We start from the raw sequence: 25,975 nt of genomic DNA on the forward strand, positions 1-25,975 counted from the left end.
ACGGACGAGAAGATCCCTCAGGAACAGTGCGGCAAATCGAATTCAACCCGCATTTCGCGGGCCTCAGAGCAGCTGAAGGCAGAAAGTGCGGGCATCAGCCAGTGCGCGTACTTGAATATGTAACTAACAGGCATTACTTGGCAATCGATCGCAAATCAAGGCCGAGCGGGGCCTGGGAGCGCAACTCTGCACAGCTCACGCGGAGATACTCACTTCGTGGTCGGCGCGAACTCGTCGGACCCACCGGCATCGCATCGTTAGCTTGTCAATCACTGATTCGCGCAGGCGACGCACACAAGTAGTACGCAAGTACGAGAAAAGGCTCTGACCAAGACCGGAGTCCTTGATCAGAGCCTTACCAACTCGGGGTCGAAAGTTATGCCGGTTCTCTCATGATGCCGAGATGCCGTGCAGTCCCGGACACCCCAGGAACCTCTTGCACCGGAGACCAGGTGTTCAGCCCGTCCGTGCTGTCGGAGTAGAGATACTTTCCTTCGGTATAGGCGTCGAGATAGATCCGCCAGTCGCCGCTCGGCAACTGAACCACGGCCGGACCTTCGACAAGCGAACCCCAATTTCCGGGCGGGACAAACGAATAAGGTCCCGTCACCGAAGGAGCGACCGCATGCTCGACGACCTTCTTCGTCTCGTTCTTGGTGAACGCATGATAGGTCGATCCGACTTTGACCACGGTGGTGTCGATGTGGTCCGCACCGATCCCGGCGAGCGGAACAGGCGGGCTCCACAACCGGAGCGACGGTTCCAACGCCGTCATCAGATACGGCACAAATCCTCCACCGGTCGACATCGACAGGATGACGTTGACGCGATCGCCGTCCACAAACCATTCAGGCGCCCAGGCCTTGGTGACGAATGGTGACAGCGACGGTCCGTCGCTGAAACCGGCCGAACCCGAGAAGCCAGGGGGGCTCGCAGAACCGGTGCCATCTCCCGTACCAGGCATCAAGGCGCAGCAAAACGGAACCGGATAGTTCCCCAGCGGCGTCCAGTTGATGCGGTCGCTGCTGCGTGCGAACCCGATGTTCGCCCCACCACCCGTCGTGTAGGTGAGGTAGTACAACCCGTCCGTGTTCCGGAAGATGCTCGGATCACGCACGAGCCCAGACGGCGGCCTGTACGCCGACTGCTGGACGAGCTGAAAGCCGGTGCCGTCAGCCGACTCGTAGACATCCATGTCGCGGTCGCTGGCATTGCTGAACGCCACCATCGTGTATTTCCAGTCAGGCGGCGGCGCGGCGCTGCTGGCAGGGGCTGCGACCAGCAACCCCGCGACGACGAGGATCACCAGCGATACAACAGAAAGGCCGGTCCGTTTTGTCGGAATCACCGATGAAGTATGTATGACAGCAGGCCCTCCATGGGTAACTTCGGTCGGAGGCAGAGCAGGATCGTTACCTAAGTCGATTCGTCTTGTAGTGACGGCGGGACGGCGGCAAGGTCGGCCGTTAGCATCACGCCATGGAACTTGGGGTGCATTTCGCGCTGTCAGACAGCGTGGCAGCGGAACTTCTGGACGCGCGCGGCGACGACGACAAACTCGGCGCTGTGGTCGAGGACATCGAGGAGACGGGCCGATCCGAATTCTCGTGCGACACGGACAAGGCGTGGGATCCGATCCTGTGCGCCCTCTCCAGCACGGGGTACGAGCGCGTGCCCGAGAACTGGCCGGCCTACGGCGTGATCTTGGGGGACGAAGACCTCAACGCCGACACCGACGACCAACTCGTCACCTACCTGGCACCCGATCGGGTCGCCGAAGTCTCCTCGTACCTGGCGGAAATCACCGAATCCGAGTTCGGCGCGCGCTACGACGCGATGCCTCTCGACGACCGCAACCCGGAGTACGGTCCCGACGAGCGCCGGTACGCCTGGGGCTGGCTTCAGGAAGTGGCGGACTTTTTCCAGCGCGCGGCCCGAGAGAATCACCACGTGGTGTTCACGGTGCGGTTCTGACGCCCACCACCCAAGCAGTGTGACTTCCGAAACCGGTAAAGGGTCTGACCTGGAGAAGTCCTAGGTCAGAGCCTTTGCTTTTGACGGAAGCGGAGGGATTTGAACTCTTGCGCGTCCGCAGGCCGGGGATCGATTTTTGCCCTACCTGCGGTAATGGGTCAGGTGCGGTCACGCCGAATCACCCCCATTTTGTAGTAGGTGTGCTCATTTGTGCTCAGGGAACGCTCGACTACGGCTCGTTCCTTCCTCACCGTTCGATGTGGGATCCGACGTAGAACGTGACGACACCCGAGACATCCCTTCGGGCTAACGTGTGCCCTCATGATCGATTTTCTGAACTCGTCTGCTGGGATCTACCTGCTGTACTCACTGGCGGGCGTGTTCCAACTCTTCGGCATCGTGATCGTGGTGCGCGAGTTCCTGCGTGCGCGGCGTAACGACCAGTTGTTGCAGGGCAATCTTCAGGTGATTTGGAAGGTCTGGAATGAGATCGACGAGGATTCAGGCCCGCTTTCTGTCGAATACGCAGGCGGTGATGAAAGTTTCGCGGCGATGATCCGCCCCTCGGTCGAAACGGATATGCGAGTACGAAACGTCCGCCTGGCGCTCGAGCAAGTAATCGGACACAGAGAAGCGATGAAGGAGCCAAACAAATGGCTTGAGCGAGCGGGGCTACTGGGCCTCGTGCTCGGCATCATTCTCGGTCTGGCTGCGAGTCTCTTCTCAGTGACGTAGGTGAAACGGTCAAGGGTACGCGCTGAGTGAGTACCCTTTTCGCGCCACTGCGAAGAAGGGCGTGCGGTGAACGCACACCCTTTGTGAGATCCCGCAACGTTTCCCGGCGCCGGGAAGCGTTGGTGGGAGTCTTCGCCGATCGGCGAAGACTCAATGGGTGTCAGTACTACCGACACCCTTTTAGCTGATGTCGGCACAGCCGACATCAGGGTCTTGGGATCTGATCGCCAATCAGGCGTTGTTCACCTCAGCTTCTTTGACGACCTCGGCGCCCGTCCATTCATTGCGCCGGCGGATTTCGACTCCTCCGTCGAGGCTCACACCGATAGTGGTGAGACCGCGGTTCCCAGCGTTGGTGGCGATTGCATTGGTCAGAGGTTCGATGAGAGCTGTGAGTTGTGCGATTTTCGCAGCGTTGCGCGCGTCTGCCTCCGCGTCAAATTCGGTGAAGCCCGGTCCGCCGGCGAATTCACTGGGCAGCTCCAAGAGATGGAGGGCTTCGGTCGTTGCTGCATTGTCCCTGCTTCGAGGGCCATTGACGTGGACTCGTAGAACGATGAGGCTGCCACGGCGTCCCAAATCGTAGAAATCCGGCTGGACGTCGAACCTGACGGCCAGTGACGGCCGAACTACGGTGCCATCCAGAGTTTTGAGCCAGCAATTTTCGGTCATCGGCGAGCCTCTCGTCTCAGCGTGGAGCTGACGAGCTCCACCTGACAGAGATTACTGTTCGCTATCGACATCCACTGCGGCGTGAGGCCCAGGTTCGACTGGGTCTGTTTTGCCGCACTCACTACTGATGAGGGCAGACCTGGCGATGAGGCATGCCAGACATACCCCATCCGCGACCTGACCGTGTTTCAAACACGGTCAGGTCTGCGAGGGTGTCCACGTCGACGGACGCCCTTTCCGATGACCGGTTACTGGTTCTCTCCCTCCTACGCGCTGAGCGGGCTCGCGCACGCGTTGCACACGACGCTGGGAGGCGTCAACGCCCAGGGATTTCGCAGTCTCGGCTCGGAAGTGGTCCGTACGGCCAGGCCCCAGCGATGCCAACGCCCCTTGGCTTGGGAACCTTCCGAACAAGGTGACCGTTCAGTTTGCACGGACCGATCCGCGTCCGCTGTCTCAACCGTTTCTAGGGGCTGTTAGTGAATCTCATCCCGATCCCACAATCCACCAATGTCCGAGCCGCTGGCTACGATCCGGCAACGAGCACTCTGGTTGTCGAATTCCGTCAGAATCGCCGCTACTCGTACGCTGACGTGCCCATTGCGCTGTTCCACGAGCTCACCGATGGGCATCCCCATCCTTGGACGCGAACCGGTCGGCGGATCAAGGCTCATGTCCCAACGCGAATCAATTAACTACCTCGGTAGTAGTGAAGCACCCCGACTCGTTTCTGAGGCGGGGTGCTTCCGTTGTGCGGCCTGAGTCAGGCTGCGGTGGCGATCTTCACGACGCCGAGCGGCTGATACACCGCCAGGTGGTAGCGAGACTCGACGCGGGCACGCATCAAGTTCTTCTCGAAGTTGTCGCCCGAGCTGTCCCACTTGAGTTCCACGTTCGCGTCAGTGTCGACGGCGAGTGCGGTCGGGTCGAGCAGCACTGCAGTCTTGGCCGGCAGTGCCGTGCAGATCGCAATGTTCACGCCCCAGAGGGTGCGCTTGGCACGATCAACCGGACCACCGAGTTCGAGACTGCCGGCTGAGTCGGTGCGGGCAAGCTCGAGCTTCTCCCAATCGGCAGGGCTGAGAACGAACGTGCCAGCGGTGTGGCCGATGCTCTCGACTGCGGTCACGGCCTTGCGACAGCGCATGCTCGGACACGCGTCGGCCGCGATGACCCTCGACACCTACGCGGACCTCTTCGACGACGATCTCGACGCCATTGGAATCTCACTGAATCAGGCACGTTCAGAGACGGGTGTGCTCAAAACGTGCTCAAAGAATGCGAACTAGTGGCTGACTTTGATCGAAAAAAGTCCCTCACCTGCATGAACAAGTGAGGGACTTTGGCGGAAGCGGAGGGATTTGAACCCCCGGTGGGTTTAACGCCACGCTCGCTTTCAAGGCGAGTGCATTCGGCCGCTCTGCCACGCTTCCGTGGGCGATCCTATCGGGTGTTCCCACGGACCGCGAAAACGGCTCCGACGTCAGCGCTCGCCGATGGCTTTGTCGACCTTCTCGAAGACGTCTGCCAGCACGTCCAGTTCCTGAGGAGTCAGCAGATCGACCAGATTGTTCCGCACGCCGGCCACGTGAGTAGGCGCTGCCTCGGCGAGGCGACGCCTACCCTCTTCCGTGATCCGCGCGAGCACGCCGCGACCATCTTCGACGCAAGTGTCGCGCACGACGATGCCCTGAGATTCCATCCGCCTGATCTGGTGCGTCAGGCGGCTGCGCGAAGACAGCACGCCGTCTGCCAGGTCACTCATCCGCAACGACCCGTCAGCTGACTCCGAGAGCATGACCAAAATGCGGTAATCGGCCAACGACAGGTCGTGTGAATCCTGCAGTTCGCGGTTGAGAACCTCCATGAGGCGCTGATTACCGTCCATGTAGCCGCGCCATGCACGCATCTCGCACGGCGTCAGCCACGGTGTCTCACCGTGCGCCGCCTGCGATGTCTCCTCGGTTGTCGCTTCAGCTGTCACAGGTTCCAAGTTTAGACCTGTGTCCGCCCGTCACAGTAAGACTCACCCTAAAGTCACGAATTGGACATCAGGATCGAACGGTCGATTTCGGCGACAGATGCCAGCCCCGCCAGTCCCATCGTGAGATCCAGGTCGGCCAGGAGACTGCGCAATGCATGACGCACTCCGTCCGCTCCGGCCAATCCCAACCCGTACACCCACGGCCGCCCGTACAGCACTGCATCGGCACCCAAGGCCAGAGCCTTGATTACGTCTGCGCCACAACGAATTCCGGAGTCCATCAGGATGTCCACCTCATGCCCCACCGCATCAGCGACGGGACCGAGAGCATCGAGTGCCGAAATCGACCCGTCGACCTGACGCCCACCATGGTTGCTCACGACGATGCCGTTGGCGCCGGCCGCGACGGCCTCACGTGCGTCGTCGGGGTGGACAATTCCCTTCACCGCGATCGGAAGTGTCGTCCACTGGCGAAGTTTCGCGATATCCGCGATCCGCACCGCGTGGTTACCGAACAACGACACCCACGTCAGAACCGCGATCTGCAGGGCTTCTGCGCTCTCCTCGGGCGGCGTCGCCAATTTGGCGCGGAACACCGGATCCGACAGGTAGTTGGCAATACCCTTCGCCTGCAGGAACGGAAGGTGACCGAGTTCGAGATCCCTTGGACGCCAACCCATACCGGGAGTGTCGGCAGTCAGGACGATAGCCTTCGCGCCCGCCGTCTCCGCCCGACGGACAAACGACTCGGCAAGCTCGTCGTCGGCCGGCCAGTACAGCTGGTACCACCAGTTCTCGCCCGAGGCCGCCGCTACGTCTTCGATGGTCGATGACGCCGCCGTCGAGAGAATCGATCCGATCCCCAACTCGGCAGTGACCGAACCGACCGCAACCTCGGCGTCGTCGTGGACCAAGCCGAGCACGCCCACCGGAGCCGTCAGGATCGGTGCAGCCAACCGCGTCCCCAACACCTCGACGCTCAGATCACGCGCGTCGGGCGCCGCAGTCCCCCGCAACATCCGCGGCACGATCGCATGCTTGTCGAACGCCCGCAGATTCGACACCGCGGTTCGTTCGGTCGACGCGCTACCGGCGATGTACCCGAAAGCCTCTGGTGAGAGTTGCTCGCGCGCGGCATCTTCCAAGCCTGCCGCAGTCATCGGCAAAGCCGGCTTCGCGCCGCTCAGTCCCGTCAGATAGATCTCGTTCTGCATGTTCCCGAAGTAAGTCACGTCCGCGACGGTAGCGGCAAAACACCCGTCAGCGGGGAGATTCGCTAGCGTCGTATCCATGTACGCCATAACGATCGATCAGCCCGGCGGTCCCGAGGTCATGAAATGGGCGCAGCAACCCGATCCCGAACTGCCTCGCGGGCACGTACTCGTCGAGGTCGCCGCGACGGCGGTCAACCGCGCCGACCTGCTCCAACGCCAAGGCTTCTACCCGCCGCCGCCCGGCGCGAGTGACATCCTCGGCCTCGAATGCTCGGGCGTGATCGTCGAACTCGGCGAAGACGTCACCGGTTGGTCCGTCGGCGACGAAGTCTGCGCACTGCTGGCCGGCGGCGGTTACGCCGAGAAGGTCGCGGTCCCGGCAACACAACTTCTCCCCGTTCCCGCGGGCGTCGATCTCCGAGTCGCAGCGTCACTGCCGGAAGTTGCGTGCACGGTGTGGTCCAACGTCGTGATGCGGGGCGGCCTACGACGCGGACAGGTCCTCCTCGTCCATGGTGGTGGCGGCGGAATCGGCACCCACGCCATCCAGGTCGGCAAAGCCCTCGGCGCCCGCGTCGCAGTTACCGCGGGTTCGGAGGAAAAATTGAACCGCTGCCGCGAATTGGGCGCGGACATTTTGATCAACTACCGCGACAGCGACTTCGTAGCATCACTCGCCGAAGCCACCGACAACCACGGCGCCGACGTGGTTCTGGACAACATGGGAGCGTCGTATCTCGGACGCAACGTCGACGCACTCGCCATGGACGGCCACGTCGTGATCATCGGAATGCAGGGTGGCCGCAAGGGCGAGGTCGACATCGCCAAGCTGATGGGCAAGCGCGGAAACATCACGTCGACGGGCCTGCGCGGGCGTCCGCTCACCGGCCTCGGCGGTAAAGCGGACATCGTCGCCGACGTCCGCGCGAAGCTGTGGCCGCTGATCGCAGACGGGTCGGTTCAACCGATCGTGTCGACCGAACTTCCGATCACCGAGGCACCATTAGCCCATCAATTGCTGGATTCGCCGGAAACCGTAGGCAAGGTCATCCTCACGGTGAAGTGAGCCGAGCGGGGTCGATCAGCCCAGGGCGCCGAGTTCGGCGACCAGCTGATTGATCTCGTACCGCGTCGTGTACGGCGCAAGGCCGACGGTGACCGCGCCGCCTTCGTCGTTGACACCGAGGGCGTCGAGCAGCCTGGAACCACCATGCGTACCGCTGACCGTTGCGATGCGCTTGTCGGCCAGGTGCGCGGCGACCTTGTCTGCCGCCATGCCCTCGAGCGTGAAGCTGAGCGTCGGCACCCGCGTGGGTGCGCCGCCGATCACCATCACGTTGGGCAGGGCTGCGAGAGAACGCATGAGGTGATCGAACAGACCGTCCTGATAGTCCTGTAGCGAGCTGATCGAGGTTTCGAGGCGCTCACGCCTGGTTCCCGTTGCCGATTCGTCCAACCCGGCCAGGAAATCGATCGACGACGTGAGACCGGACAGCAGCGCGAACTGATGACCGCCCACCTCGAGTCGCTCGGCGCCACGCGCGTACGGGTTGAGCGACACGGCCGGAATTCGGTCGAGCAGTCCGGGATCGCGGAAGACGAGTGCGCCCACCTGTGGACCGCCCCACGACGGCGCGCTGACGGCAACGATGTCCGCCCCGAGATCAGCCATGTCCACATGCGCATATGGCGCTGCACCGACGGCGTCGACCACCATCAGTCCGCCGAATTCGTGCAGACGATCAGCTGCGGCGCGGACGTTCGGAGCCGAACCGACGACCGGTGATGCGGCCGTCAAGGCCACCAATCGAGTGGTCGAGGTGATGAGATCGTTGAACTGCCAACTCGGGAGCTCACACGTTTCGATTTCGACCTCTGCCCATCGCACCTGAGCGCCGTAGCGACTGGCCACACGAAGCCAGGGCGCGACGTTCGCCTCTTCGTCGAGGCGCGAGAGTACGAGACCGGTTCCGAGGCCCAACCGCGAACTGAGCGACTCGGCGAGCCAAGCCAACAACACCGCTCGGTCTGATCCGAGAACGACTCCCGCAGGATCTCCGCCGACCAGATCCGCGACCGCGGTGCGCGCACTCTCGAGAATGGCAGCACTACGACGGTTCGAGACGTGGCGACCGGAGGAAGAAGATGCAGAGGCACGGAACGCGGTGGAGACCGTCCGCGAGACGGCGTCCGGGATCTGCATTCCGGCCTGCGGATCGAGGTGGATCCAGCCGTCACCGAGTGAGGGAATCAACCCCCGTACGCGGGCAACGTCGTAAGCCATGCTCGACACTCTAGGTGCAGACGCCCGCTTAGTCGAAGGCAGTCACCCAATTACCCGTCAGTACAGTTATTCGGTAGCTAACTTTTTGGGGGTTACGCGGCGTTTGTCGCCCACACACGACAAGATGGAAGCATGACGAACCCCGACAAAGAGCAGGTACTCGTTATCGGACCCGACGGTCGACCCGTCGCGATGCCGGCGGCCGAGGCAGAGGCCTCCACATCTGGCACCACCGAAGGCGCGGAATCCGAAGCCGAGTCCGTCGCCGAGATGGTCGAGCAGCCGGCGAAGGTCATGCGAATCGGCACGATGATCAAACAACTGTTGGAAGAAGTGCGCGCCGCGCCGCTCGACGACGCCAGCCGCAAGCGCCTCAAGGACATCCACACCTCGTCCATCCGAGAACTGGAACAGGGCCTGGCACCCGAACTCCGTGAAGAACTCGAGCGACTGAGCCTCCCGTTCACCGACGACTCCATTCCCTCCGACGCCGAACTGCGAATCGCGCAGGCCCAACTCGTCGGCTGGCTCGAAGGACTGTTCCACGGAATTCAAACCGCACTGTTCGCGCAGCAGATGGCAGCGCGCGCTCAGCTCGAACAAATGCGGCAGGGTGCACTGCCTCCCGGCATGAGCATCGGGGCTCCGCATTCGCCTGCCCATCCGGACCAACAGAGCCCAGGAACCGGCCAGTATCTGTAACTCGGACCACCACTAGGTCCGAGGGAAATCCGGCGCCGACGCCAGGCCGGTAGGCTCGACCTCCGTGTCAGCATCCGCAATCGAATCCGAGACGCCGGACGCACCTGCGCCCGTGTCCGACTCCCAGACGTTCCGTCGTGCGTTCAAAGACCTTCGCGACGGTCTGAATCAGCGTGAGTTGTGGCTCAGCCTCGGCTGGCAGGACATCAAACAGCGCTACCGCCGGTCGGTGATCGGTCCGTTCTGGATCACGATCGCCACCGGCGTCCAGGCCGGCGCGATGGGTCTTCTGTACTCCGCGTTGCTGAACATTCCGCTCAAGGAGTTCCTGCCGTACGTCACGGTCGGCCTGATCGTGTGGAACCTGATCAGTGCAGGCATCCTCGAAGGCTCCGAGGTCTTCATCGCCAACGAGGGCCTGATCAAGCAGTTGCCGTCGGCGTTGAGCGTGCACGTATATCGCCTGGTTTGGCGTCAGGTGCTGTTCTTCGCGCACAACTTTGCAATCTACATAGTTCTGCTGTTCGCGTTCAGCATCTGGCAGAACATGAGCTGGACTGCGCTGGCGGCGATACCGGCATTCCTGCTGATCGTGGCGAACACGCTGTGGGTCTCGATCGTCTTCGGCATCTTCTCCACCCGATACCGCGACATCGCCCCCATCCTGGGCAGCATGACGCTCCTGCTGTTCGTGCTGACGCCGATCATGTGGACAACTCAGGCCCTCAAGGACCAGGGCGGGCAAGCCAGCGAGCGAGTCCGGCTTGCCGAGCTCAACCCCCTGTACCACTACCTCGAGATCATCCGAGCACCACTCATCGGGGCCGACCAGCAGGCATACCACTGGTACATCGTCATCGCCTTCACCGTCGTCGGCTGGGCCGTCGCGATTCTGGCACTCCGCAAGTACCGGGCACGCGTGCCCTACTGGGTCTAGAGGAAACACATGAGTCAGCCAGTCAGCATCCACACGCAGAACGCGTGCGTCGACTTCCCGATCTTCGACGCGAAATCCCGTTCGCTCAAGAAGGCCTTCCTCGGCAAGGCCGGAGGATCCATCGGCCGCAACGACTCCGATGTCGTTGTCGTCGAAGCGCTCCGCGACATCACGATGACGCTCAAGGAAGGCGACCGCATCGGGCTCGTCGGCCACAACGGCGCCGGCAAATCCACCCTGCTGCGCCTGCTCTCCGGAATCTACGAACCCACCCGGGGATCCGCCAGCATTCGCGGGCGCGTCGCACCCGTCTTCGACCTCGGTGTCGGCATGGACCCGGAAATCTCCGGGTACGAGAACATCATCATCCGCGGCCTGTTCCTTGGTCAGACCCGCAAGCAGATGCTCGCGAAGATGGACGAGATCGCCGAATTCACCGAGCTCGGTGAATACCTCTCCATGCCGTTGCGCACCTACTCCACCGGCATGCGCGTACGTGTTGCCATGGGTGTCGTCACCAGTATCGATCCCGAGATCCTCCTTCTCGACGAGGGCATCGGTGCCGTCGACGCCGAATTCATGAAGAAGGCCCGCATCCGGCTGCAGAAGCTGGTGGAACGCTCCGGCATCCTGGTGTTCGCCAGCCACTCCAACGAATTCCTCGCTCAGCTGTGCAACAGCGCGATGTGGATCGACCACGGCCAGATCCGCATGCAAGGCGACATCGAAGACGTCGTGCGCGCCTACGAAGGTGACGACGCCGCCGAACATGTGCGCCACGTGATCAAGGAAATGGAACGGGAGAACACCCCGTGAGCGCACCAGAGAAAATCATCGGGGTCGTCGTCACTCACAAGCGTCGTGAACTGCTGGCCGAATCCTTGAAGGTTCTCAGCACCCAGTCGCGTCCGCTCGATCATCTGGTTGTCGTCGACAATGCCGACGAAGCCGATGTGAAAGAGCTCGTCGACAACGCTCCACTGCCGACCAGTTACATCGGTTCTCAGCACAACCTCGGCGGTGCCGGAGGATTTGCTCTTGGCATTCTCTACGCGCTTTCACTCGGCGCCGACCGCGTCTGGCTCGCCGACGACGACGGCCGCCCGGACGGCCCCGAAGTCCTGGAAACACTGCTCGACTGTGCAATTCGGAACGACCTGGCCGAGGTCTCCCCCGTCGTCTGCGACATCGACGACCCCGACCGCCTTGCCTTCCCACTTCGCCGCGGCACGTCGTGGCGCCGGTTGCGTTCCGAGCTCGGCGACGAGGATCTCCTGCCCGGCATCGCGTCCCTCTTCAACGGCGCACTGTTCACCGCCGACGCGATCGATGCCGTCGGAGTTCCGGATCTACGCCTGTTCGTCCGCGGCGACGAGGTCGAGGTACACCGTCGCCTCGTGCGCTCCGGCCTGAAGTTCGGTACCTGCCTGCAAACTGCTTATGTCCACCCCAACGGCGCGGACGAGTTCAAGCCGATCCTCGGCGGACGCATGCACACGCAGTACCCCGACAACGACACGAAGCGCTACTTCACGTACCGCAACCGTGGATACATCCTCTCCCAACCGGGAATGCGGAAACTGCTTCCGCAGGAATGGGTTCGGTTCGGCTGGTACTTCCTGATCACACGCCGCGATCCGGCCGGACTGCGCGAGTGGATGCGATTGCGCAAGCTCGGCCGGGAAGAGAAGTTCGAACGTCCGAGTTAAGTCGGCCGCCCCGAGTTAATTCAGTTGCACAGTCGCGTCTGCGGCTGAGACGATTCTGATCCGACGCATGGTGCGTCCTGAGATTTTCGAGGAGTGAGTATTGATGACTGTCGTGTTCCGCAGTTTCAGCACCGTCAACATTCACACTTCTTCGTACTCGAGGACACACTCACCATGCCGGAAAACAGCGCGCCCCTGACCGAATACGGTTGGAACGCAACACTCTCGAACACATTCACTGCCCTGGCCCCACCGGACTCCGCACCCGGGCGCGTTCTTCGCGTCGACCGGGGGCGGTGTGACGTGGCCGTCGCCGAAGGCACAGTTCGCGCACTCAGCGGCAGCGATCCACTCTGTACGGGTGACTGGGTCGCCGTGGCCGAGTTACGGGACTCACGCGAACCCGAGATGCACACGGTCACTTCGATACTCCCCCGATCAAGCAGCATCGTTCGATCCTCGGCATCCGGAAAATCGGAAGGCCAGATTCTGGCGGCCAATGTCGACACCGTCGTCATCGCCACGGCTTCGGACGGCGACGTCGATCTCGGGCGCATCGAGCGACTACTCGCACTCGCCTGGGAAAGTGGTGCAACCCCTGTCGTCGCACTCACCAAATCGGATGCAGCTCACTATATCTCCGACACTCTCGCCGAGGTCACTGCCATTGCGCCCGGCGCAACAGTGCTGGCCGTCAGTGCCGAGACCAACGAAGGAATGGATGTACTCGATGCAGTTCTGGACGGCACCGTGGCGATACTCGGTCCATCAGGCGCCGGTAAGTCGACGCTCGCGAACGCCCTCCTCGCGGACACCACAGACGCCGATCGACTCGAGACCGGTCGCGTTCGGACCGGTGACGGAAAGGGACGCCACACCACCGTCACCAGAGAGTTGATCTCATTCTCCGGCGGCCGGACACTGATCGACACACCCGGCCTGCGAGGGGTCGGCATGTGGAACGCGGCGGAGGGGATCGAGAAGACGTTCCCCGAGATCGAGGAGCTGATTGCAGAGTGCCGGTTCTCCGATTGCGCACACAACTCCGAGCCGGGATGCGCAGTCCTGAGCGCACTCGGGCGTGGCGATATCGATGAGCGGAGGCTCGCGAGCTACCGGAAACTACAGCGAGAGAATGCATGGAACGCCGCGCGAAGCGATGCTCGTCTGCAGGCAGAGAGGACGCGGGAGATCAAGGTGATCTCCCGACAACTCAAGAGTCACTACCGCGGTCGGGACCGGTAGCGAACAAAGCCTGGCAGCATGGGGGTGATCCCGACGAGAGGTTGCCATGTTCGAGCAGTTCCGTTCCAGCGCCAGAACCAAGCTTCAGCGTGCGGTATCCGAGGTGGTCGAGGCCGCCGACCGGCGCAACGCAGATCGCACGCAACAGATCCTCGACGCGCTGGCACTCTCACGTGACGAACTGGCCGAGGCCCGCGGTGACATCGCGGGCCTCCGGTCCAGGATCGACGAGCTGGAATTTCGCCAGCGTCGGGATCTGGCCTACGCCGTGGATCTGGAAGCGACAGCGTCGACTGCCGAGTTCATCCTCGAACACCTTCGAGTCGCGGAGACATTCGGCCACCCGCACGACACGCTGCGCCACGCATTGGGCTTGATCGAAATACCCGGCATGGCACTCGAATTCGGCGTCGCCAGCGGAACCACACTCAGGATCGTCGCGGAGGCTTTCACCGAACGCGAGGGGACCGTCGCAGGTTTCGACGTGTTCTCCGGCCTTCCGGAGACCTGGCGCACCGGGTTCCCGGTCGGCGAGTTCGCACAGGAATCCATCCCCGAAGTGCCTGGAGCGCAACTTGTTCCGGGCCTCTTCGAGGACACCTTGCCCTCGTTCCTGAACGACGAACCCGGCCCCGTTGCGTTCCTGCACCTCGACGCCGATCTCTACTCGTCCACCAAGACGGTGCTCGATCTCCTCGGCGACCGCCTGGTACCCGGGTCGATCGTCGTCTTCGACGAATTCTTCAACTATCCCGGGTGGCAGCAGCACGAGTACCGGGCGTGGACGGAGTTCGTCACACGCACCGGCATCTCGTTCGAATACCTCGGGTACACCGTCGACAACGAGCAGGTCGTCGTCAAGATAGTGCGCTGAGGCTCACTTCTCGTACAGTCGAGCCCAGTTCTCGCGGCTGGTGAGCTGCGGAAACTCGCGAGCGAATGCTTCAGCCACACTTGGTGCTTCGGCGAGGAACCTCTTCATGACGCCGGCGAGGCGGCCGCTCATCTCGGCGGCCTTCTCGCTGTCGAAGCGGCGTTCACGCACGCCTCCCTGCGAAGCATCGGTGACGAAGACGTGATCGAAACGTCCGACGTGCCACCACTGCGCGTCCTCGTACGAAATCGCCACCGGACCTCGCTCGAGGTGATTGCGAGCCTGCATCACAGCGCGTTTCGCCAGAACGAGGTCCGTCCACAAACCGGGTTTCGGGCTGGGCGCAACGCGGCGGATCGGCAGCCTGCCCGGCAGCTCCGACGCCGGGCGGGTCACAGTCTCGGGGAAGCGCTTACGTTCCTGGTTGATCGCGGCAAGCGCCTTCTGCCCACCGTCCGCCAAACCTGCCGGCCCCTCGAGGAATCCCTCGATCGCCCGGAGTTGCGTATGTGCAAGGCCGTACTGCAAACCCACGATCGAGTGCGAAATATCCCGGGAGAGCTGCTTCGCGAGGGTTTTGGGTGCAAACCCTGGGTCCAGCGCAGCGGTGATCAGACCGTTGCGCGTACTGAAGTAGTGCGCGAAACCGTCGACGTCCTTCCAATAGAAGTCCGCATGCCACACAGCAGCCGACGGCAACGTGATGGTGGGAATCCCGGCCCGCCCGGCCCGCAAGCTGTACTCGACGTCGTCCCACTGGAAGAAGACCGGCAGTGGCAAGCCGATCCGCTCGATGGCTTCAGCAGGAATCAGGCAAGACCACCAGCCGTTGTATTCGGCGTCCACGCGACGTTCCGGCAGTTTCTCGAGCACACTCCGGTTACGAACACCGTGCTCATCGGTCGGTACACCACGCTGAAGCGTGCCCAGATCCACGCGTTCACCCGAAGCCAGCAGGTAGTCGGGGTTGAACAGGAAGAGCATCTGGGCACCGATCAACGCCGGCTCCGTCGTCATGTTCGCGAACGCACTCAGTCGAAGAACCGATTCGGGTTCGCACAGAATGTCGTCGTCCATCAAGATCACGTCGGCGTGCGGCCCGGCCGCCGAAGCCTCGTACAGGCCCCGGGTGAATCCGCCGGCACCACCCAGATTCGCCTGCCGCAGATATTGCAACCGCGAACCGAACTTCTTCGACACTTCCTGGAACAGCTCACGGCTCTCTACCGGATCCGTTCCCTGATCGACGACGTACAGAGCGTCGAGCAACGCGAGTACACGCTCGTCGGACGCGAGGGCCTCGACCGTGCGCGCACAGTCGTCCGCACGATTGAACGTGCAGATCGCCACGGCTACCGGGCGAATCGACTCCGGCGAGACGACGGTCCATTCCACATCGTCGACCACTGCGCCGCCACCCTGCGCTTCGAACTGCAGCCACAGTGCCCCGCCGTCAACGAAAGTATCGAGCGGGGCGGTCATGGACACTCGCTCGTCGCCGGTCACGACGACGTTCGTCACGATACGACGGTGGCCACCGATGTCCGAGGCCTGGATCTGGATGCGGCAAGCGGTATCGGCCACGACATGTGCAGTGACGGTGACCTCGGTGACATTGGTCCAGCGCTGCCAGTAGCTGGCCGGAAAACGACCGAAGAAGGTATTGGTGTGCGCGACCGCGCCCGGCTGAAGCCGCAACTCGAACCGCGATCGCGTCGACATACCGACCTTGGTCACCGCATACAGTTCGTCACTGGCGACGGGCGAAGTTCCGGTGAACAACGTCCGCTGCGCCAGCAGTCGATCCGACGTCGCGCTGCGTTCGATCAACTCGACTCCGGAATCGGACTGGTCATCGGTCGTGTTCACGGTATCCACGCCCCGCAGGGTATCGCGAATCCGCACCTCGGCGCCCCGGGCACCGAGTCACACCAGGTCTACCCGTGATTACTCACTGCAGCGGCGGAGCGCAGCTCGGTCTTTCGCCGACGAAGCGACAACAGACCCTTCGCCATCTGGACCACGTCCTTGGGCGAGATACGGCTCGCGTGCGCCAGATGATCGTCGCTGAGTCGGATCGGGACCTCGACCGGGCGCACCCCAGCCAATTCGAGCGCGTAGTCCAATTCGGTGGTGAAAAGGAATCCACGCTCGGTCAGCGAGGGTGCGATTCGACGCAGCAAAACGCCGTCGACGATGAATGTCCCCTGGGGGTCGCCCGTGCGGGTACCCAGCACCACCCGTCGCAGCGTCGCGAATCCACCCGTCATCACCGAACGCAGCAAGCCACGTTCCACCTCTGAGTCCGAATGAGCCTTTGAACCGATGACCACCGGCGGGACGGACCCTAGATCCGCCATCACGCGGTCGGCGCCTTCGATGTCACCGAAACCGAACGGAAGGTCGTCCGCGGTGAGCAACACGCGTCGTCCACGAGAAGCAAGCGTCCCGGCGCGAAGCGCTGCGCCCATCCCTTTGTCGCTGCTCATCGGCAGGAAGGTCACTCCAGGCCAAGACCAGGAAGCTGCCAGAGCAGCACACACGTCGGCAGTGTTGTCCGTCGAACCGTTCTCCACGACGATGATCTCGACCTGACCGGCGCTCTCGGCCGGGCGGCTGGTGAAGTACTCGGCGAATTGACGCACCGTCGACTCCAGCACCTCGCCTGAGTTGTATGCGGGGATGATCACCGAGAGTTCCGGCGTAGCTGGTTCCCCACGAACGGGTTCCGTTCGCGATGTCGCCACGTCCCGATCTCCTTACTTCCCCGACTGCAGTTCGAACTCGTCGGAATACTACGCTCCGAGAAACAAGGCGCAGCCCAGGCTCCGAGAAAAAGAGCACGACCCAGGCTCCGAACAACAGCCATCGACTCGAAGACGAAAGCACATCGTGAAATCTGACTTACCGCTCGCACAACGCGTGGTGCCGCCAATTCTTCTCGCCGCTCTGGTGTCGATCGTCGCCGCCATCCCACTGATCTCCAATCGGTGGTTCTACTACTGGGACGACAGCGCAGCAGCTTTCACGCCTGGTTGGCACACGATCGGCGAGCGAATCCTGTCCGGGTCATGGCCGACGCTCATCCCCGAATTGTGGGCCGGCGGCAATGTCACAGCCGAAGCCCTTTACGGGACATACAATCCCGTGATCCTTCTGGATTCGGTTGCCATTGCACTCATTCCGAACCTGGGAATCGGAATCACCCTGGTCAAGATGCAATTCATGGCGATTCTCGCGGTAGGCGTTTATCTGGTGGCCCGCCAGTACGGCGCCAATCGGTCGATGGCTTTCATCGCCGGATTTGCCATGCCGTTCGCCGGATACACGCTCTATTTCGACGCCTCCAGTTGGGCGTCCGGGCTGATCGCCTTCGCCTGGATCCCCCACGTCTGGTGGTCTACCCGCGCCAGCGCCCTCGGCCGAGTGAACCCCCTGGTACCGATCGTTTTCGGCTATCTTGCGATGACCACCGGAAACCCGTACGGCGCTGTCGGTGTCGCGGTCGTCTACCTCGCTGTCATAGCGGAATGCATCGCAATCAAACGCGCAGGCAGCATCAAATCACTGATGATCAGCGCGGCAGCGATCATCATGATGTCGCTGATCGTGTATCTACCGTTGCTCTTCACCACCGGCGTGTCGGTGCGTACTCAGTCCGGAATCGCGAACGACGGTTCGCTTCGACCCGATCTCGGTGACCTGCTCAATCTCTCCGGCCCGTCGAACCAGCCGTACGTCACCGCTTTCGCTTCGCCTGCCATGACGATTCCACTGGTGTACCTGGCCTGGTTCCTCATACCGCTCGCACCGTGGATTCAATGGAAGTCACTGAAGAAGTTGGGCCGCCACAGCGTCTCGCTGTTCGTCTTCGGCGGAATTTACGTCGTACTACTTCTCGGACCGTCGAATCTGTGGCTTTTCCGTTGGCCCGCGCGACTGCTCGAGTACGGTCAACTGCCCGCCATCGTGGTCACGGCGGTCGCCCTCTCTGCCGGACTGCATCGTGATCGAATCCGGACAAGATCAATCATCACCGCGGGATTGTTGGCACTTCAGTTCTATCTTGCCTGGTCGAATGTCCCGGAAGACATCGGTATTCACTCGGCATCACTGATAATCACCGTGGTTCTCACCGTCTTCGCGTTGGTCGTGGCCTACCGAAAGCCCCGCTACCTCGCCGGTGCACTCGCTGTCGGCATCGTCGTCGTGCTCAGTGCTCAAGCCAATTTCTGGTTCACCGGAAACTACAACGTGACACCGTGGAAGTTCCCCAGGCAGGTGGCATTCCTGGAGTCCAAGTTCGAGGACCGTTACCAGGGAACCACTTTCGCGATTGCCGACCCCGTCAACATCCCGCCGGACAACGAAACCGGGCAGTGGGGTGACCTCCTGTTCGGCAACGCCTGGCAGCCTGCCGGAGTCAATGCCGTCAACAGCTACGCCGGAATCAGCTACAACGATTTCGTTCAAGCACTGTGCTTGAACTACTACGGCGGCGTCCAGTGTCCGGACGGCGTCGACCGACTGCTCGCTGAATCGCCGGGAACGGGTGTGTCCTGGCTCGACGCGATGCGAGTCGACACGGTCGTCGTTCAGAATTCCGGACCGTACGGCGGAAAACGCGCCCTCGACGCCCTACCCGAGGGCGAGTGGACCGTATCGCCGGATCGGGTGGTCACGGTCGGCCATCGCACCACCGAGCATCAGTGGCCCGACGGTCGCGTATCCGCAGCGACGCCTGGTCTCGACGTACGTGGCGATGCCGCCGCTACGGACACCAGGGAAACCGTCGAGTACACCGGGTCCGGCACGGTTACATTCGCCCTACTGGCCTGGCCGGGCTGGACGGCGACTGTCGATGGTCAGACGGTCGAGACGAAGGCGAGCCCCGGCGGGTTGTTGCAGGTCGATCTACCGCCGAGTGCCACGTCCGGATCCGCCCTCACCATCGAATTCAGTCCACCCGGAAGCACTTTCGGCTGGACTGTCGCCGGCGTCGGATTACTCCTGGCACTGTCTCAAGGTGCCTGGGCCTTCCGACGCCGACGCAGCGGTCAGGACGACAACGCTGCAGCCAACGCAGATTCCGTCACCTCGTGAACCGCGCGGTGAGCGGGCAGAATCGACGCTCGCTCACCGTCCGCGTCACCGGTGCCCTGCACCAATCCGAGGAAATGCGTCAGCTGCGCGGCAAGCGGTTCCTCGCTGTAGCGGATCGTCGGAATTTCGATGACCGTCTGCTGCTGGTAGCCGTCCCGATCGGTGGGCATGTTGTCGTCGATGTGCCGGTAGATCGTGATGTCGCGACGCAGGAGATCGATCTCGATGAGCCGATCGGCCTCGAGCAACGACAGCTGGCGAATCTTGCGCTGACTGATCCGGCTCGCGGAAATCGTTGCAACAGCACCTGATCCGAAGCGCAATACGGCGTCGGCGCAATCTTCCGACCGGTTCTGCACGGACGTCGGGTGGAAGTAGCCGAACTCCCCTTTTGCCAAACTGGGTTCCGAGCCGGCAAATCCGATGGCAAGGTCGATATCGTGAATCAGCAGGTCCGTCGCGACACCCGTCGGAATGCGGGAAACGAACGGCGAGTGACGGATACCGTTCACCTGCCACACATCGCCGGAGAACTCGCGGGCGGTGCGGACAGCGGGATTGAACCGTTCGAGCAGTCCACACATCAGGGGAACACCGGACGCGCGTGAACGATCGACCAGGTCGACGCTCTGCTCGTACGTCGCAGCCAACGGCTTCTCCACCAGGACAGGCTTCCCCAGATCGAGAACCCGCCCGGCCAACTCGTAGTGCGCCGGCGTAGCAGCGGCGATCACGACGGCGTCGATACCGTCGAGCGAGTCGAAATCGGCGGCCCAACGCGTATCGAACCGCGCAGCAACAGCTTTGCCCTGCTCCTCGCGCGGCTCGATCAGCAGATCCAACTCGCACAGCGGCGACTGCGCGATGACCCGCGCATGCAGCGAGCCCATCTGACCGGATCCGACAAGAGCGATACGTGGATTGCTAGCAGTCATTTTTCAGGCCTCCATGGCGCCGCGTACCGCGGCAACGATCTGATCGACGTCGCCGGCGGACAACGCAGCGTGGACGGGGATGCTCAGGCACCGCGACGCAACCGAAGTGGCCACCGGCGTCTCGTCGATGACGACGCGCGGATGTTCGCGGTAGCACTCGTAGTCGTAGACGGCCTTCGGGTAGTAGATGCCGCTACCGATGTCCTTCGCGGCCAGACGCTCACTCAACTGGTCGCGAGTGATCGGTGCGTCTTCGGCCAGCAGCAAGGTGAACTGATGCCAGACATGTCCACGACCGGACAGTTCGCTCGGCAGGATCAGTCCTTCGACGTCCTTCAGGCCGACACGCAACGCCTCCGCATTCCGGCGGCGCGCCTCGACCTGCTGCATGTACGTCGCCATCTGGGGCAGAGCCAAGCTCGCCTGGAGGTCAGTCATCCGGTAGTTCTGGCCGACCATCTCGTACTGGTAGCGCGCCCGCATGCCCTGGTTGCGCAGGACCCGAAGTCGATCGGCGATCGCGTCGTCGTCGGTCGTGATCATTCCGCCCTCGGCGGTCGTGAGGTTCTTCGTTGCATAGAACGAGAAGCAACCCACACCGAAACTGCCGGCGCCTCGCCCGTCGAACGTCGCTCCGTGGGCCTGAGCGGCGTCCTCGACGACAGTCAGACCGTTCTTCGATGCCAGCGGCATCAAGGCACCCATGTCAGCCGACTGTCCGTACAGATGAACCGGCATCAGAACCTTCGTGCGGTCACCGATTCGATCGGCAGCGACTGCCGGGTCGATGTTGAAATCGGACTCGGAGATATCGGCAAACCTCGCGGTCGCGCCTGCCTCGAGAATTGCATTGAGGGTGGCCACGAACGTGAACGGCGTGGTCAAAACCTCGTCACCTGGCTGAAGATCCTGGACCTGGAGAGCCGCGATCAACGCCGTAGTGCCGTTGTTCACCGCCACCGCGTGTCGCGTGCCCACCAGCGCCGCGAACTCGTCCTCGAGCCGCTTCACCTTGGGTCCCTGCGCGACGATTCCCGATCGCAGAGTGTCCAGCACCTCGCGCTCGACTTCTTCCCCGAACGAGATACTGGATATCGCGATCACTGAGTTACCTCCGATAGATTCATCCGACCGTCGTCGGAACGAAATACCCCGACAACCCAGGAAGCGTATCGAAACACGATTCGATACTTCGAGAGGATTCCGGAACCTGCATGTCTGAACGAGCCGACTGCCACATCCATCCGACCGCCGTGATCGGCGCCGACGTACTGATCGGGGCGGGAGTCACGATCGGACCGAACGCGGTACTCACGGGCCCACTCGAGATCGGCGACGACTGCTGGATCGGCTCGGGAGCGGTCTTGGGAGCTCCCCCCGAGATCCTCGGCGCGTTACATCCGACGTCCTGGTCCGTCAGCGCCGGTCTGGGAATTCGAATCGGTGCTCGAACGACGATTCGCGAATTGAGCACAGTCCATCAGGGAAGCGAACGCCGCACCGAAATCGGCGAAGACTGCTTCGTGATGAACAGAGTGGGAATCGAGCACGACGTGCAGATCGGTGACCGCTGCGTCGTGTCCTCCGGTACGACGCTTGCCGGGCACGTCAGCGTCGGAGACGGCGTCAACCTGGGCATGCACACTGTCGCGCACCAACGACGCGTCGTCGGCTCCGGATCCATGATCGGCATGGGAACCGTCGTGGTCAAGGACGTCCCGCCCTTCTCCAAGGCCTTCGGCAACCCGGTGTCGTTGCACGGTGTCAACCGGGTCGGAATGAGTCGGTCGGGAATCGCGGAGGAGGACATCGCCGCGATCGAAGCCGTGTACGCCGCGGGAAGCTTCGGCACGTCACCGGCCATTCCGGACTCGCTGTCGGAGGCCTTCACCTGGTGGCGGGAACGCGCCGACAAACCGCTTGTGGTTTAGCGAGACAAATCCTGGTTGGTATCGTCTGCGAAATGACGAACGGGCGGGATGCAGGCGCGTGAGTACCTCTCCCGAATCTGAACAACCGGTCGAAGACGTCGAACCGGCCGCAGAGCCGAACGCTCTACGCGGCCTTCTCGTCAACGGATTCAAGGTCCTCGTCACCCTCGCGATCGTCGTCGCGATCATCTTCGCGGTGAAGTCCCAATGGTCCGAGGTCAAGAACACGATCACCGAGCTGAACTGGTGGACGCTTGCCGCCTCGTCGGTGTTCATCTTCCTCGGTATGGGTGCCGCAGTGCGGGCCTGGCAACACGCACTCGGCGCCCTCGAACAACCGATTCCGGCCTTCGACGCCGCTCGCGCTTATCTGGTCGGCCAACTCGGCAAGTACCTTCCCGGCAGTGTCTGGGCCTTCGTTCTGCAAACGGAACTCGTGAGGCGCGCCGGTGTGTCCCGTGCCGCAGGCTTTGTCGCAGTGCTGGTCACGGTGGGGTTGAGCACAACTTCGGCGCTGGTCGTCGGCCTCTTCGGTCTACCTGCCCTGTTCGAGGTCAGCACGGCGGCAGCGGTCGGCGTGATCATCCTCGTACCGATCGCATTGGTCTGCGCCTACCCGCCGGTGCTCACACGCCTGGTGAACCTCGCGCTGAAACTGCTCCGCCGCACGCCGCTGCACAAGCCGCTCACGATGCACAAGATTGCGCTCGCGTTGGGCTGGTGCGCAGCAAGCTGGGTGCTCTACGGCATCCAGTTGTGGCTGCTCGCGTCCAGTTCGGCCGGCTTCGAAATCCGTGGGCTCGTCCAGTGCATCGGCGCTCTCGCCCTCGGTATGTGCGCGGGGGTCCTCGTCTTTGTCGTCCCGTCCGGAATCGGTGTCCGCGAAGCCGTCATCGTCGCAGCGCTTTCACCGTTCATGGATGCCGGCGTCGCGCTCGGCCTCGCACTGGCGTCGAGGCTGCTGTTCACCCTCTGTGAGGTCTTTGCCGGCGTCGTGGCTGCACTGTCGGGATCACGAGGCCTGCGCAATGCACTCGTGCACGAGCGCTCGCGGGTGCCGGACCCCACCAAAGCCTGACGTTCGGTCAGACCACTTTCTCGGACGCGGAATACTGCGTCTCGACGCCGGCCTTCTGCGGACGCCACCACTGCTCGTTGTCGCGATACCACTCGACGGTGGCTTCCAGTCCGCTTCGAAAATCGCGGTACTGCGGCTTCCACCCGAGCTCCTGCTGCAGTCGCGTCGAATCGATCGCATACCGCAGATCGTGACCAGGGCGGTCGGTGACGAAGTCGAAATCGTCCGGCTTGCGTCCGAAAATTTCGAGCAGAGCCGCAATCACCGTCCGGTTGTCGGTTTCACCGTCGGCGCCGATCAGATAAGTCTCGCCGGACTTTCCGCGGTCCAGAATGTCCCAGACGGCGCGGTTGTGGTCCTCGACGTGAATCCAGTCGCGGACGTTGCGGCCTTCCCCGTACAACCGTGGACGCACTCCGTCGAGCAGATTGGTGATCTGGCGTGGGATGAACTTCTCCACATGCTGGTACGGGCCGTAATTGTTGGAGCAGTTCGAGATGGTCGCCGCGATCCCGAACGAGCGCACCCAGGCGCGCACGAACAGATCACTCGACGCCTTGGACGCGGAGTACGGGCTCGACGGGTTGTACGGTGTCGTCTCCGTGAACTTCGCCGGATCATCCAGTTCGAGGTCGCCGTACACCTCGTCGGTCGAAATGTGGTGATAACGGACCCCGTGCGAACGCACAGCCTGCAGGAGCGAGAAGGTTCCCATGACGTTGGTGCGCAAAAACGGTTCGGGGTCGGCGAGGGAATTGTCGTTGTGGCTTTCGGCCGCGAAGTGCACGACTGCGTCGGAGCGCGAGACAAGATCGTCGACCAGCGGCTCGTCGGCCACGTCGCCGTGGACAAACGTGATCCGGTCCTCGACGGACGCCAGGGACTGGCGATTTCCGGCGTAGGTCAGAGCGTCGAGAACCGTGACTTCCACGTCGGGACGCGTCGCCACCGTCTGATGAACGAAATTGGCACCGATGAAGCCGGCACCCCCGGTGACCAGTAGTCGCACGTCATCTCCTCAGGCTCATCGGACGAACCCCACTTTAGCGGCCGGGCGTGTCATGTCCGTTTGCGTCGGCAGGCAGGAGTGCAGGACACTGCACGCATGCGCGGAATCATTCTGGCCGGTGGCACCGGGTCGCGGTTGCACCCGATCACCCTCGGAGTGAGCAAGCAACTCTTGCCTGTCTACGACAAGCCGATGATCTACTACCCGCTCTCCACTCTCATGCTCGCCGACATTCGCGACATCTTGATCATCACGACCCCACACGACGCCGAACAATTCCGCCGGGTTCTCGGCGACGGCTCACAATTCGGCGTCAACCTCACCTATGCAGTGCAACACGAACCAAACGGCCTCGCAACGGCATTCACCCTCGGCGCAGAGCACATCGGATCCGACTCCGTGGCGCTCGTCCTCGGCGACAACATCTTCTACGGCCCCGGCCTCGGAACCCAACTCAGGCGTTTCTCCGACATCGACGGCGGAGCCGTATTCGCTTACTGGGTCTCGAATCCGACCGCCTACGGCGTCGTCGAATTCGACGACTCGGGTCGCGCCGTGTCCATCGAGGAAAAGCCGACGTCGCCGAAATCCAATTACGCAGTCCCCGGCCTCTATTTCTACGACAGCGACGTCGTGGACATCGCACGCACTCTGAAGCCCTCTGCGCGTGGCGAATACGAAATCAGCGACATCAATCAGCACTATCTCGAAGCTGGCAAACTTTCTGTCGATGTCCTCCCCCGCGGAACCGCGTGGCTCGACACCGGCACACCCGATTCCCTGCTCGAGGCAGCGAACTACGTGCGGACCATCGAACACCGCCAAGGCCTCAAGATCGGTTCCCCTGAAGAGGTTGCGTGGCGTCAAGGATTCATCAGCTCCGACCAATTACGCACTCAGGCAGAAGCATTGGGAAAATCCGGGTACGGCAACTACCTACTCGAGCTGCTCGAGCACGGCAAGGAATGGTGACGTGGAAATCCGTCCACTGAAGATCGCCGGAGCTTGGGAAATTACACCGAAGCAGTTCGGCGACAACCGCGGTGTCTTTCTCGAATGGTTCAAAAGCTCCGCCTTCACCGCCGCGACCGGCCGCACTCTCGACCTCGCGCAGGCCAACTGCTCGGTTTCCGAAGCCGGTAGCCTCCGCGGGATCCACTTCACCGACAATCCGCCCGGACAGGCGAAGTACATCACCTGCGTGAAAGGTGCCTTCCTCGACGTTGTCGTAGACCTGCGCGTCGGATCACCGACCTTCGGCGAGTGGGATGCGGTGGTGATCGACGACGTCGATCGACGAGCGGTGTTCCTGGAGGAAGGCCTCGGCCACGCGATCCTTTCACTCGAAGACGGATCGACAGTGATGTACCTGTGCAGCATCGAATACTCGCCCCACCTGGACCGCGACCTCGATCCCTTCGATCCGGAACTCGCGATCGAATGGCCGAGAACAGACCGTAAGGGCAACCCTCTGACCTACGAGCTCTCCGCAAAGGACGCTGCCGCGCCGTCCCTGGCAACGCTCCGCGCGGACGGCATGTTGCCCGGTTTTGTGGCCGAAGATTCGCCGAATCGGTAATCTTCACCTT

General features: G+C 62.4%; 25 protein-coding genes, 1 tRNA gene and 1 pseudogene. 15 read left to right on the forward strand and 12 right to left on the reverse strand.

What is annotated here, in order from left to right; all coding sequences use genetic code 11:
• Positions 1 to 376: 376 nt before the first annotated feature.
• Positions 377 to 1,228, reverse strand: coding sequence for a glycoside hydrolase family 43 protein (locus P3G66_RS19895; protein WP_223257880.1), 852 nt, complete (start codon positions 1,226 to 1,228; stop codon positions 377 to 379).
• 251 nt (positions 1,229 to 1,479) lie between these two features.
• On the opposite strand from P3G66_RS19895, the gene P3G66_RS19900 reads away from it, so the two are divergent.
• Entirely contained in the window at positions 1,480 to 1,974 is a 495-nt protein-coding gene (locus P3G66_RS19900; protein ID WP_058038035.1) for a YfbM family protein, read from the forward strand.
• 321 nt (positions 1,975 to 2,295) lie between these two features.
• Positions 2,296 to 2,709, forward strand: a complete 414-nt coding sequence (locus tag P3G66_RS19905) for a hypothetical protein (RefSeq protein ID WP_007731749.1) — start codon at positions 2,296 to 2,298, stop codon at positions 2,707 to 2,709.
• 231 nt (positions 2,710 to 2,940) lie between these two features.
• Here P3G66_RS19905 and P3G66_RS19910 read toward each other — a convergent pair whose 3' ends face one another.
• On the reverse strand, positions 2,941 to 3,381 hold the full coding sequence (locus P3G66_RS19910) for a hypothetical protein (protein WP_007731752.1): 441 nt from the start codon (positions 3,379 to 3,381) through the stop codon (positions 2,941 to 2,943).
• A 763-nt stretch (positions 3,382 to 4,144) separates the two neighbouring features.
• Positions 4,145 to 4,528, reverse strand: a complete 384-nt coding sequence (locus P3G66_RS19915) for a phage major capsid protein (RefSeq protein WP_052027918.1) — start codon at positions 4,526 to 4,528, stop codon at positions 4,145 to 4,147.
• Between P3G66_RS19915 and P3G66_RS19920 the strand changes: the two are divergent.
• A pseudogene (locus P3G66_RS19920) lies at positions 4,521 to 4,670 on the forward strand (site-specific integrase); the annotation flags it as partial. The gene P3G66_RS19915 and the pseudogene P3G66_RS19920 overlap by 8 nt on opposite strands.
• Positions 4,671 to 4,724: 54 nt before the next feature.
• On the opposite strand, the gene P3G66_RS19925 reads toward P3G66_RS19920, so the two are convergent.
• The 3 genes from P3G66_RS19925 to P3G66_RS19935 all read right to left on the reverse strand — a co-directional run bounded on the left by P3G66_RS19925 (position 4,725) and on the right by P3G66_RS19935 (position 6,657).
• Positions 4,725 to 4,814: transfer RNA gene (locus P3G66_RS19925), tRNA-Ser, on the reverse strand.
• A gap of 50 nt (positions 4,815 to 4,864) precedes the next feature.
• Complete coding sequence (locus P3G66_RS19930) at positions 4,865 to 5,290, reverse strand: MarR family transcriptional regulator (RefSeq protein WP_020968140.1); 426 nt, start codon at positions 5,288 to 5,290, stop codon at positions 4,865 to 4,867.
• A gap of 128 nt (positions 5,291 to 5,418) precedes the next feature.
• Positions 5,419 to 6,657: a lactate 2-monooxygenase gene (locus P3G66_RS19935; RefSeq protein ID WP_044480920.1), complete on the reverse strand. Its 1,239-nt coding sequence runs from the start codon at positions 6,655 to 6,657 to the stop codon at positions 5,419 to 5,421.
• On the opposite strand from P3G66_RS19935, the gene P3G66_RS19940 reads away from it, so the two are divergent.
• The gene (locus P3G66_RS19940) at positions 6,656 to 7,645 is read left to right on the forward strand and encodes an NAD(P)H-quinone oxidoreductase (RefSeq protein WP_276117022.1); all 990 of its coding nucleotides are present in this window, start codon (positions 6,656 to 6,658) and stop codon (positions 7,643 to 7,645) included. The two genes, P3G66_RS19935 and P3G66_RS19940, sit on opposite strands and share 2 nt — an antisense overlap.
• A 15-nt stretch (positions 7,646 to 7,660) precedes the next feature.
• Here the strand turns inward: P3G66_RS19940 and P3G66_RS19945 are convergent, their stop codons facing one another.
• Positions 7,661 to 8,863 carry a cysteine desulfurase-like protein gene (locus P3G66_RS19945; RefSeq protein WP_007731767.1) on the reverse strand — a complete coding sequence of 401 codons (1,203 nt, stop codon included), beginning with the start codon at positions 8,861 to 8,863 and terminating at the stop codon, positions 7,661 to 7,663.
• A gap of 132 nt (positions 8,864 to 8,995) precedes the next feature.
• Here P3G66_RS19945 and P3G66_RS19950 point away from each other — a divergent pair, with 132 nt between their 5' ends.
• The 6 genes from P3G66_RS19950 to P3G66_RS19975 all read left to right on the forward strand — a co-directional run bounded on the left by P3G66_RS19950 (position 8,996) and on the right by P3G66_RS19975 (position 14,330).
• The gene (locus tag P3G66_RS19950) at positions 8,996 to 9,565 is read left to right on the forward strand and encodes a bacterial proteasome activator family protein (RefSeq protein WP_003943894.1); all 570 of its coding nucleotides are present in this window, start codon (positions 8,996 to 8,998) and stop codon (positions 9,563 to 9,565) included.
• Positions 9,566 to 9,629: 64 nt separating this feature from the next.
• Positions 9,630 to 10,502 (forward strand): ABC transporter permease, encoded by an 873-nt coding sequence (locus P3G66_RS19955; protein ID WP_029254233.1) that lies wholly within the window; start codon positions 9,630 to 9,632, stop codon positions 10,500 to 10,502.
• Between the two features lie 9 nt (positions 10,503 to 10,511).
• Complete coding sequence (locus tag P3G66_RS19960) at positions 10,512 to 11,318, forward strand: ABC transporter ATP-binding protein (RefSeq protein WP_007731776.1); 807 nt, start codon at positions 10,512 to 10,514, stop codon at positions 11,316 to 11,318.
• Positions 11,315 to 12,211 (forward strand): glycosyltransferase family 2 protein, encoded by an 897-nt coding sequence (locus P3G66_RS19965; RefSeq protein ID WP_054188649.1) that lies wholly within the window; start codon positions 11,315 to 11,317, stop codon positions 12,209 to 12,211. Before P3G66_RS19960 ends, P3G66_RS19965 begins: the two co-directional genes overlap by 4 nt.
• A 174-nt stretch (positions 12,212 to 12,385) precedes the next feature.
• Positions 12,386 to 13,456 carry a ribosome small subunit-dependent GTPase A gene (gene rsgA, locus P3G66_RS19970; RefSeq protein WP_020968136.1) on the forward strand — a complete coding sequence of 357 codons (1,071 nt, stop codon included), beginning with the start codon at positions 12,386 to 12,388 and terminating at the stop codon, positions 13,454 to 13,456.
• A gap of 46 nt (positions 13,457 to 13,502) precedes the next feature.
• Positions 13,503 to 14,330 (forward strand): class I SAM-dependent methyltransferase, encoded by an 828-nt coding sequence (locus P3G66_RS19975; RefSeq protein WP_065455073.1) that lies wholly within the window; start codon positions 13,503 to 13,505, stop codon positions 14,328 to 14,330.
• A gap of 3 nt (positions 14,331 to 14,333) precedes the next feature.
• On the opposite strand, the gene P3G66_RS19980 is transcribed toward P3G66_RS19975, so the two are convergent.
• The gene (locus P3G66_RS19980; RefSeq protein WP_037249282.1) at positions 14,334 to 16,208 is read right to left on the reverse strand and encodes a glycosyltransferase; all 1,875 of its coding nucleotides are present in this window, start codon (positions 16,206 to 16,208) and stop codon (positions 14,334 to 14,336) included.
• A 59-nt stretch (positions 16,209 to 16,267) separates the two neighbouring features.
• Positions 16,268 to 17,077 (reverse strand): glycosyltransferase, encoded by an 810-nt coding sequence (locus tag P3G66_RS19985; RefSeq protein WP_054827093.1) that lies wholly within the window; start codon positions 17,075 to 17,077, stop codon positions 16,268 to 16,270.
• Positions 17,078 to 17,222: 145 nt separating this feature from the next.
• Between P3G66_RS19985 and P3G66_RS19990 the strand changes: the two genes are divergently transcribed.
• Entirely contained in the window at positions 17,223 to 19,433 is a 2,211-nt protein-coding gene (locus P3G66_RS19990) for a hypothetical protein (protein ID WP_007731788.1), read from the forward strand.
• Here P3G66_RS19990 and P3G66_RS19995 read toward each other — a convergent pair.
• A complete protein-coding gene (locus tag P3G66_RS19995; protein WP_075831824.1) occupies positions 19,388 to 20,368 on the reverse strand; it encodes a Gfo/Idh/MocA family oxidoreductase in 981 nt (326 codons plus the stop codon). The genes P3G66_RS19990 and P3G66_RS19995 overlap by 46 nt on opposite strands.
• Positions 20,369 to 20,371: 3 nt before the next feature.
• Entirely contained in the window at positions 20,372 to 21,472 is a 1,101-nt protein-coding gene (locus tag P3G66_RS20000; RefSeq protein ID WP_007731790.1) for a DegT/DnrJ/EryC1/StrS family aminotransferase, read from the reverse strand.
• Between the two features lie 110 nt (positions 21,473 to 21,582).
• On the opposite strand from P3G66_RS20000, the gene P3G66_RS20005 reads away from it, so the two are divergent.
• Entirely contained in the window at positions 21,583 to 22,299 is a 717-nt protein-coding gene (locus P3G66_RS20005; RefSeq protein ID WP_058038038.1) for a DapH/DapD/GlmU-related protein, read from the forward strand.
• A gap of 58 nt (positions 22,300 to 22,357) precedes the next feature.
• Complete coding sequence (locus P3G66_RS20010) at positions 22,358 to 23,377, forward strand: lysylphosphatidylglycerol synthase transmembrane domain-containing protein (RefSeq protein ID WP_058038039.1); 1,020 nt, start codon at positions 22,358 to 22,360, stop codon at positions 23,375 to 23,377.
• A gap of 7 nt (positions 23,378 to 23,384) precedes the next feature.
• Here the strand turns inward: P3G66_RS20010 and rfbB are convergent, their stop codons facing one another.
• Entirely contained in the window at positions 23,385 to 24,386 is a 1,002-nt protein-coding gene (gene rfbB, locus P3G66_RS20015) for a dTDP-glucose 4,6-dehydratase (protein ID WP_042921217.1), read from the reverse strand.
• Between the two features lie 96 nt (positions 24,387 to 24,482).
• Here rfbB and rfbA point away from each other — a divergent pair, with 96 nt between their 5' ends.
• Both rfbA and rfbC read left to right on the forward strand, forming a co-directional pair.
• Complete coding sequence (rfbA, locus tag P3G66_RS20020) at positions 24,483 to 25,358, forward strand: glucose-1-phosphate thymidylyltransferase RfbA (protein WP_003943968.1); 876 nt, start codon at positions 24,483 to 24,485, stop codon at positions 25,356 to 25,358.
• 1 nt (position 25,359) lies between these two features.
• Positions 25,360 to 25,965, forward strand: a complete 606-nt coding sequence (gene rfbC, locus P3G66_RS20025) for a dTDP-4-dehydrorhamnose 3,5-epimerase (protein WP_042921219.1) — start codon at positions 25,360 to 25,362, stop codon at positions 25,963 to 25,965.
• The last annotated feature ends 10 nt before the right edge of the window (positions 25,966 to 25,975 follow it).

It is taken from the genome of Rhodococcus sp. C3V, assembly GCF_029269915.1.
GTDB lineage: Bacteria > Actinomycetota > Actinomycetes > Mycobacteriales > Mycobacteriaceae > Rhodococcus_F > Rhodococcus_F qingshengii.

What these genes read in the sequence shown, in the direction of transcription:
- P3G66_RS19900 (WP_058038035.1), top strand. Translation starts at nt 1,480, where the DNA reads ATGGAACTTGGGGTGCATTTCGCGCTGTCAGACAGCGTGGCAGCGGAA.
- P3G66_RS19995 (WP_075831824.1), bottom strand. Translation starts at nt 20,368, where the DNA reads ATGACTGCTAGCAATCCACGTATCGCTCTTGTCGGATCCGGTCAGATG.
- P3G66_RS19945 (WP_007731767.1), bottom strand. Translation starts at nt 8,863, where the DNA reads ATGGCTTACGACGTTGCCCGCGTACGGGGGTTGATTCCCTCACTCGGT.
- P3G66_RS19960 (WP_007731776.1), top strand. Translation starts at nt 10,512, where the DNA reads ATGAGTCAGCCAGTCAGCATCCACACGCAGAACGCGTGCGTCGACTTC.
- P3G66_RS19905 (WP_007731749.1), top strand. Translation starts at nt 2,296, where the DNA reads ATGATCGATTTTCTGAACTCGTCTGCTGGGATCTACCTGCTGTACTCA.
- P3G66_RS19935 (WP_044480920.1), bottom strand. Translation starts at nt 6,657, where the DNA reads ATGGATACGACGCTAGCGAATCTCCCCGCTGACGGGTGTTTTGCCGCT.
- P3G66_RS19910 (WP_007731752.1), bottom strand. Translation starts at nt 3,381, where the DNA reads ATGACCGAAAATTGCTGGCTCAAAACTCTGGATGGCACCGTAGTTCGG.
- P3G66_RS20005 (WP_058038038.1), top strand. Translation starts at nt 21,583, where the DNA reads ATGTCTGAACGAGCCGACTGCCACATCCATCCGACCGCCGTGATCGGC.
- P3G66_RS19930 (WP_020968140.1), bottom strand. Translation starts at nt 5,290, where the DNA reads ATGCGTGCATGGCGCGGCTACATGGACGGTAATCAGCGCCTCATGGAG.
- rsgA (WP_020968136.1), top strand. Translation starts at nt 12,386, where the DNA reads ATGCCGGAAAACAGCGCGCCCCTGACCGAATACGGTTGGAACGCAACA.
- P3G66_RS19950 (WP_003943894.1), top strand. Translation starts at nt 8,996, where the DNA reads ATGACGAACCCCGACAAAGAGCAGGTACTCGTTATCGGACCCGACGGT.
- P3G66_RS19915 (WP_052027918.1), bottom strand. Translation starts at nt 4,528, where the DNA reads ATGCGCTGTCGCAAGGCCGTGACCGCAGTCGAGAGCATCGGCCACACC.
- P3G66_RS19940 (WP_276117022.1), top strand. Translation starts at nt 6,656, where the DNA reads ATGTACGCCATAACGATCGATCAGCCCGGCGGTCCCGAGGTCATGAAA.
- P3G66_RS19975 (WP_065455073.1), top strand. Translation starts at nt 13,503, where the DNA reads ATGTTCGAGCAGTTCCGTTCCAGCGCCAGAACCAAGCTTCAGCGTGCG.
- rfbA (WP_003943968.1), top strand. Translation starts at nt 24,483, where the DNA reads ATGCGCGGAATCATTCTGGCCGGTGGCACCGGGTCGCGGTTGCACCCG.
- P3G66_RS19895 (WP_223257880.1), bottom strand. Translation starts at nt 1,228, where the DNA reads ATGGTGGCGTTCAGCAATGCCAGCGACCGCGACATGGATGTCTACGAG.